At 68.9% G+C, this 6,405-nt stretch carries 4 protein-coding genes; 2 read left to right on the top strand and 2 right to left on the bottom strand.

What is annotated here, in order from left to right; genetic code table 11:
- Window positions 1-32: 32 nt before the first annotated feature.
- Complete coding sequence (locus O0J73_RS21035) at window positions 33-2,105, bottom strand: DUF4034 domain-containing protein (RefSeq protein ID WP_308309564.1); 2,073 nt, start codon at window positions 2,103-2,105, stop codon at window positions 33-35.
- 118 nt (window positions 2,106-2,223) lie between these two features.
- Window positions 2,224-3,303, bottom strand: a complete 1,080-nt coding sequence (gene rnd, locus O0J73_RS21030; protein ID WP_053450340.1) for a ribonuclease D — start codon at window positions 3,301-3,303, stop codon at window positions 2,224-2,226.
- Window positions 3,304-3,387: 84 nt separating this feature from the next.
- Here rnd and O0J73_RS21025 point away from each other — a divergent pair, with 84 nt between their 5' ends.
- Both O0J73_RS21025 and O0J73_RS21020 read left to right on the top strand, forming a co-directional pair.
- Complete coding sequence (locus O0J73_RS21025) at window positions 3,388-5,274, top strand: formylglycine-generating enzyme family protein (RefSeq protein ID WP_308309563.1); 1,887 nt, start codon at window positions 3,388-3,390, stop codon at window positions 5,272-5,274.
- 89 nt (window positions 5,275-5,363) lie between these two features.
- Entirely contained in the window at window positions 5,364-6,260 is an 897-nt protein-coding gene (locus O0J73_RS21020; protein ID WP_006457452.1) for a M48 family metallopeptidase, read from the top strand.
- Window positions 6,261-6,405 lie beyond the last annotated feature (145 nt).

Raw genomic sequence — 6,405 nt, 5'->3', positions numbered from 1 at the left:
GCCCGGTGATCCGGGCCGCCCTTTTCGTTGCTTCAGACCGCGGTGAGGTCGCTTTCCTGGCTGCGCTGGCCGAAGGTCAGGGCCCAGGTCGCGCTGTCCACCTGCTGCCGGTCCTGCGCCTGCTGCTTGCGCGCACGGCTGGCGCCGAACCAGCGCCCTTCGCCGTTGATCAGCGGCGCCATGCGCACCACGTCCACGTACTCCGGGTCGATCTCGCTGGCGCGCTGCAGCCAGGCCAGGGCCAGGAACGCGTTGGCCGGCACGCCGTTGCCGAAGTGGTAGATGTCGGCCAGGTAGCCGGCCGCCCACAGCTTGTCGTCGTCGTCACCGCGCCACCACAGTGGGATCAGCGCGCGTTCGACCGCTTCGCGCTTGTGTGCGTCGTTCTGGCCATCCATCGCCAGGCAGGCCAGGTTGCGGCAGGTGGGGCCCCAGACGCGCTCGCCCGCCTCGGACCCGTCCAGGCAGCGCAGGTACAGTTCACGTGCACGCGCTTCATTGTGCTCACCGCCGGCCGCCACCAGGCGCACGCCCAGGTTGTAGGTGGCGATCAGGTCGCCGCCTTCCACCGCACGCTCCTGCCAGTAGGCGGCCTTGTCCGCATCGACGAACTGCGGCTGGTCGCGGCCGCCGAGGCGGCCCTTGTACAGGTCGCACAGTGCCGACATCGCGCCGGCGTCGCCGGCTTCGGCCATGCGCTGCAGCAGCGAGAGACCGGCGGACTGCGAGACATCGCAGAACAGGTTGGAGGCGAAGGTGACCGCCGAGGTGTTGTCCTGCGGCGCGAGCTTCAGGGCGCGCTGGAGCAGGGCATCGGCGCGCACGGGGTCGGCGGTCTGGCCGAGCAGTCCATGCTCGACGGCGGTGGCAGCCCAGAGCAGGCCGATCGCGGAGTCGCCCTCGCGAGCGGCGTAGTCCACCACCTGCGCGAACAGCGCCTCTGCCCCGTCGACATGGGCGAACCAGGTGCAGGCTTCGAGGTTGCTGAAGCCTTCGTGCAGCACCATGTCGCGGTCCAGCGCCCACGCCTGCTGCAGATCCTCGAACACCGCCCGCATGTGCCCGGCGTCCCACTGCACCTGGTCTTCGCTGCCTTCGATCCGGCCGAGCCGGTAGCGCAGCCCGGCACGCTGGGCCAGAACCTCGGCGCGCAGGTTGCGGTCCAGGTGCCAGTCCAGGATCTGTGCATACGCACGCTCGTGCACGCCTATCGCGTCGGCATCTTCGCGGTGTGGCAGGTCGGTCATCCAATCCTGTTCCTTTCGCCAGCGCAGCGCGTTGCTCTGCGCAAGCTCCAGGCCACGGCACCAGCCTCCTTCGATGAAGTCCTCCATGGCTTCATGGCTGCCGCCCCAGCGTGGGTACAGGTAATAGAGGGTGTCTTCCAGCGTGCTCAGGTCGTCGGCGCGCTGTTCCAGCACCAGGCGCATCCAGTAGGCCAACGGCGCATCGAAATCGTCCTGGCTGCGCTCGCGCAGCACGGGCGGCAGGCTGCCGGGCAGCGTCCGCAGCGGCGCGCCGAAACGTGACAGCAGCTGCAATGCCTGCGGCCAGGCTTGCGGATAGTGCTCGGCCAGTGCCACCTCCTCGGGCTCGGGCACCTGGCCGGCCTGCAGCGCCAGCAGCCAGTCCGGCTCGCGCAGGTAGCTGGTGATGCGCTTGATGCCATCCAGCGCCAATGCCGGCCGCGCCGACAGCGGGATCGCCTGCAGGTAGGCATGCACGGCATGGTCGCGCGCCTGCTGTGCGGCCAGCCACTGGCTGTCTTCGACCAGTGCGGCGACGTCGGCGCTGCGCAGCTCGCCGGCGGCGGATTCCCAACAGGCACCGAGGCGCAGGTGCGCGTAGTAGCTGTGCGGCGCGGCAGCGACCCATTGTTGCGTCTGCTGCAGGCGCTCGTCCAGGGTCAGTGCCTTGTCATGCAGGTTGCGAAGGCGCCAGCGGATGCCCGGCAGCGGCCTTTCACCGTCCAGCCAGGCCTGCTCGTGCGGTGCCAGCAGTGCGTCCAGTTCGGCGTAGCGCCGCTCCTGCAATGCGGCGCGCGCTGCTGCACGCCAGGCCAGGTCCTCGGCGGAGAGTCCATCCTTCGCAATTCCATTTGTCATCTGTTGCAGTCCAACGATAGCGGGGACGCTATTGGACAGTCCTGCGCCTGCGTCGGCAAGCGTGGCAGATGCTCGATTCACCGTGCAGGCGCCGGGGCAATCCCGACGCCGGGCACCGTCAGCGTGCGGGCAGCAGGGCCTGCAGTCGCGATTCCAGTTCCTGTTGGCGCCAGCCGGCCAATGCAGCGGGCCATTGGCGACGTTCCAGGTAGCTCTCCAGGTGCTTGCGCGACGCCAGAACCCCATCCGGCAGGCCCAGTTCGCGGCTGCGCTCGGCCACTGCATCCTGCAGCTTCTTCAGTGCCTGCTTGTTGCTGTCGTTGGCCGGAAGTGCCAGTGGTGCCTCGGCTTCATCGGCCAGCGGCGTCTGCAGCGCCTGCCACACGGCGCCAGCCAGCTTGCGCGGTGCCTTCGGGAACTGCTCGAACAGCGTGCCCAGCGCGTCGGCGTCGGCCGGTGGCGTGCGCGCCAGGGTGGCGGCCAGTTCGTTGTCCAGGATCCAGCTGCGCGGACGATCGCTGCTGCGCGCCTGCACGTCGCGCCAACGCAGCAGGCGCAGCAGGCGGCGCTGTGCAGCGGCATCGAGGAACTGCGCCGAGCGCATCGCCAGGTGTGGCCAACGGTCTTCGTCGTTGGCAACGCTGGCCAGCAGGCGCTCGCCGTCGTCGTGCAGCCACTGCTGGCGGCCCAGGGCCTGCAGCCTGGCATCGATGGCGTCATGCAGGGCAAACAGGTGCTCTACATCGTCGGCGGCGTACTGCAGCTGCGACTCGGACAGCGGGCGGCGCATCCAATCCGAGCGGGTCTCGCCCTTGGCCAGGGCCACGCCGGTGATTTCCGCCACCAGCTTCTGGTAACCCATGCCACCACCGATGCCGGCCAGCGAGGCACCGATCTGGGTGTCGAACAACGGGCGCGGCAGCACGCCGCAGGCCCACTTGAAGGCGACCAGGTCTTCGCTGGCGCTGTGCATCACCTTGGTGATCGATTCATCGGCCAGCCACGGTGCCAGCGCCTCGGTCATGCCAGGAATCAGCGGGTCGATCAGCAGGATGTCCTGCCCGACGGCCATCTGCACCAGCGCCAGCTGCGGCCAGAAGGTGCGTTCACGGATGAATTCGGTGTCCAGGCCGATGCGGCTCGGGCGCTGCTGGAAGTACGCATCCAGCTCGGCGGGGGTGGTGATCCAGGTTGCCACGGGTCAGGGCCTACTACTCGGGTTTGCTCAGGCAGGGGAGAATAGCCTAACGTCGGTCCGCGTCCGTGCAGAAGGAGGTCCTGCTTGCGTTTTCCGTTGTCGCCCGCGCTGTGCACCGCCCTGGCCGTTGCCCTGGCCGGCTGCACACCGTCGCCGTCGTCGGCGCCGGAGCGCGCCGCTGACGAGCCGGCGCGGCCACAGGAAAGCGCGGCGGTCGACCGGACGCAGGCAGCCGGGCAGGGCAGCGTGACCATTGCCGGTGAGGATGCCGCCGAGGACGTGCAGCGCTGGACGCCGCCGCGGGTCGACCGCCAGGGCCGCAGCCTGGCGCAGCTGCGGCGCGCGGCCGAGCAGGCCTTTGCCGAAGGCCGGCTCTACGAGGATGCCGATGCTGCCATTCCCTTGTGGCTGGCGGTACAGGAGGAGAATCCCGATGACCGCCAGGCCCGGCAGGGCCTGCAGCGCGCCCGCCAGCGCCTGCAACAGCAGGCCGATGCGCTGCTGGTACGGCCGCTGAAGCAGCGCGAGGCGCTGGCCGAGGCCAGTCGCCAGGCGCTGGTGCTGCTGACACTCGCGCCGAAGGACGAGAAGGTGCGTGTGCTGCAGGGGCGGGTCGAGACCGCGCAGCGCGTGGTGGCGTACAACCGCGCCGGCGAAGAGGACCTGCGTTCGGACCGGATCGGAGAGGATGGCGACGGCGCCATCGGCAACTTCCGTGAGGCGCTGGCGCTGGATGAGCACAATGGACGCGCCCGGCAAGGACTGGCGGCCGCCGAGAGCGGCTTGATCCGTCGTGCCGAGGACGCCGCGCGGGCACGGGATTTCGCCGGCGCAGGCACCTGGCTGGCCGAGGCAAGCAAGGTGCGCGATTCGTCACCGACCATCGCCGATGCGTTCGAGCGCATCGAACAGATCCGTGCCGCCACGCTGCTGCGATTGCGTGACGACGGCCTGCGCGATCTGGCGACACCACAAGGACTGAAGCCGGCGCGCGAGAAGCTGGCCGAGGCCCTGCGCATCGCCCTGCCGGGCGATGCGGTGGTCGGCCAGCTGCGCGAGCGCATCGACCTGGCCACCCACTACGGCAGCTTCCGTCCCGGCCAGGTGTTCAGTGACGCGATGCGTGATGGTGGTCGCGGCCCGCAGATGGTGGTGGTACCGCATGGCGGTTTCCAGATGGGGGCAGGTGACACCGAGCCGGGTGCCAGTGATGCCGAGCGTCCGTCGCACTATGTGCGCTTCGATCGCGGCTTCGCGATGGCGATCACCGAGGTCACGGTCAGCGATTTCGAGCGTTACGTGAAGGCGACCAGCGCGCGCCCGCGGGCGACCCGCAGGGGCCATTCGGTGGTCTATGACGAGCGCAGCGGCAACTTCATCCGCCGCAGTGGCGTGGATTGGCGTTCGGACTACGACGGCGGTCGTGCACTGGGCAACTCACCGGTGATGCACGTGAGCGTGCGTGATGCCGAGAACTACGCGGCGTGGCTGTCCGAGCAGACCGGGCGCAGCTACCGCCTGCCCAGCGAGGCCGAGTTCGAATATGCGCTGCGCGCCGGCAGCAGCGGCCGTTATCCCTGGGGGGATGCCGGTACGCCGCCGCCGGGCAGCGGCAACTTCACCGGCAGCAAGGACGTATCGCCGTCGGGCCGGCACTGGCACAACGCGTTCATCGGCTACGGCGATGGCTGGTGGGGGCCGGCGCCAGTCGCCACGTTCCAGGCCAATGCCTTCGGCCTGCACGACATGGGCGGCAATCTGAGCGAATGGGTGGCCGATTGCTGGCACGCCAGCTACCGGCGGGCCCCTTCCGATGGCGTGGCCTGGTTCAACCCGGGTTGCCGGTCCCGGGTCATCCGCGGTGGCAACTGGGCCAACGCGCCGGAGCAGACCCGCGCGGCCTGGCGGCAATCGCAGGATTCGGATACCACCAACGCACGTATCGGTTTCCGGCTGGTGCGCGGTATCTGAGCGGGGTCCGGCTTCACCCGCTGCTGGCGTCGGCACACTAAGATTGCGCCGTGCCCGCCGGCCGGCGGGGCCTGCCGGACGACCACCCGATGCGCAACGATCCCTTTTCCCGCTCGCCCCAAGGCCCACAGCGGCGTGGCCTGTTCGGCAACATCCGCTGGTGGGTGCTGCTGCTGGCCGCCGGCTACGCGGTGTTCTACTGGTTCTCCAACCGCACGGTCGATCCCTACACCGGCGAGAAGGTGATGATCGACAGCAGCCTGGACGCACGCCAGGAGACCGCGCTGGGGCTGCAGGCGTACCAGCAGATCCTGTCGCAGGAACGGCCGATGGATCCCAACGCACCGATCGCGCGCGACGTGCGTGACATCGCCCAGCGGCTGATCGCCAAGGTCGATGTGGTGGAGACCGCGCTTGCACAGGAGCACGGCGTGCAGCCGGCGCATTTCGCGCGCGATTTCCAGTGGGAAGTGAACGTGATTCCCTCCGATCAGGCCAATGCGTTCTGCCTGCCGGGCGGCAAGATGGCGGTCTATACCGGCCTGGTGCCGGTGGCGCGTACGCGCGATGCGATGGCGGTGGTGATGGGCCACGAGATCGCCCATGCGCTGCTGCGGCATGGCGCCCAGCGCATGGCGCAGCAGAAGCTGACCCAGATCGGCCAAGTGGCCGGTGCCGCCAGCGGCATGGATGCACAGCAGCAACAGATGATGATGTCGGCGATGGGCTACGGTTACCTGTTGCCTTACGCGCGCAGCCACGAAACGCAGGCCGACGAGGTGGGGCTGATGCTGGCGGCAGCGGCATGCTTCGATCCCCGCGAGGCGGTGCCGTTGTGGCAGCGCATGGGCCAGGCCAGTGGCGGGCAGTCGCCGCCGGAGTTCGCGTCCACCCATCCGAACCCGGGTACGCGCATCCAGAACCTGCAGGCGCTGATGCCGAAGGCGCTCGAGTACCGGCAGAAATTCTGCGAGCAGGCAAAGTAGGGGAGTTGTTCGTTTTGCAGGGCTTGCAGCCCTGCACCTGCTTCAAGCCAGGGCGACGTCAACTTCAAAAGCGGGCTATCCGTGGGTTGGCGGGGTGGGTCCGGTTGAGGGGGACGCCGTAAATACGTCCATGTAGGCTTGGTCG

Origin of the sequence: Stenotrophomonas sp. Sm6012, assembly GCF_030985895.1 — a bacterium.
GTDB lineage: Bacteria > Pseudomonadota > Gammaproteobacteria > Xanthomonadales > Xanthomonadaceae > Stenotrophomonas > Stenotrophomonas forensis.
Note: the sequence above shows the minus strand (reverse complement) of the source record. Positions and strands in the feature narration are given on the sequence as shown.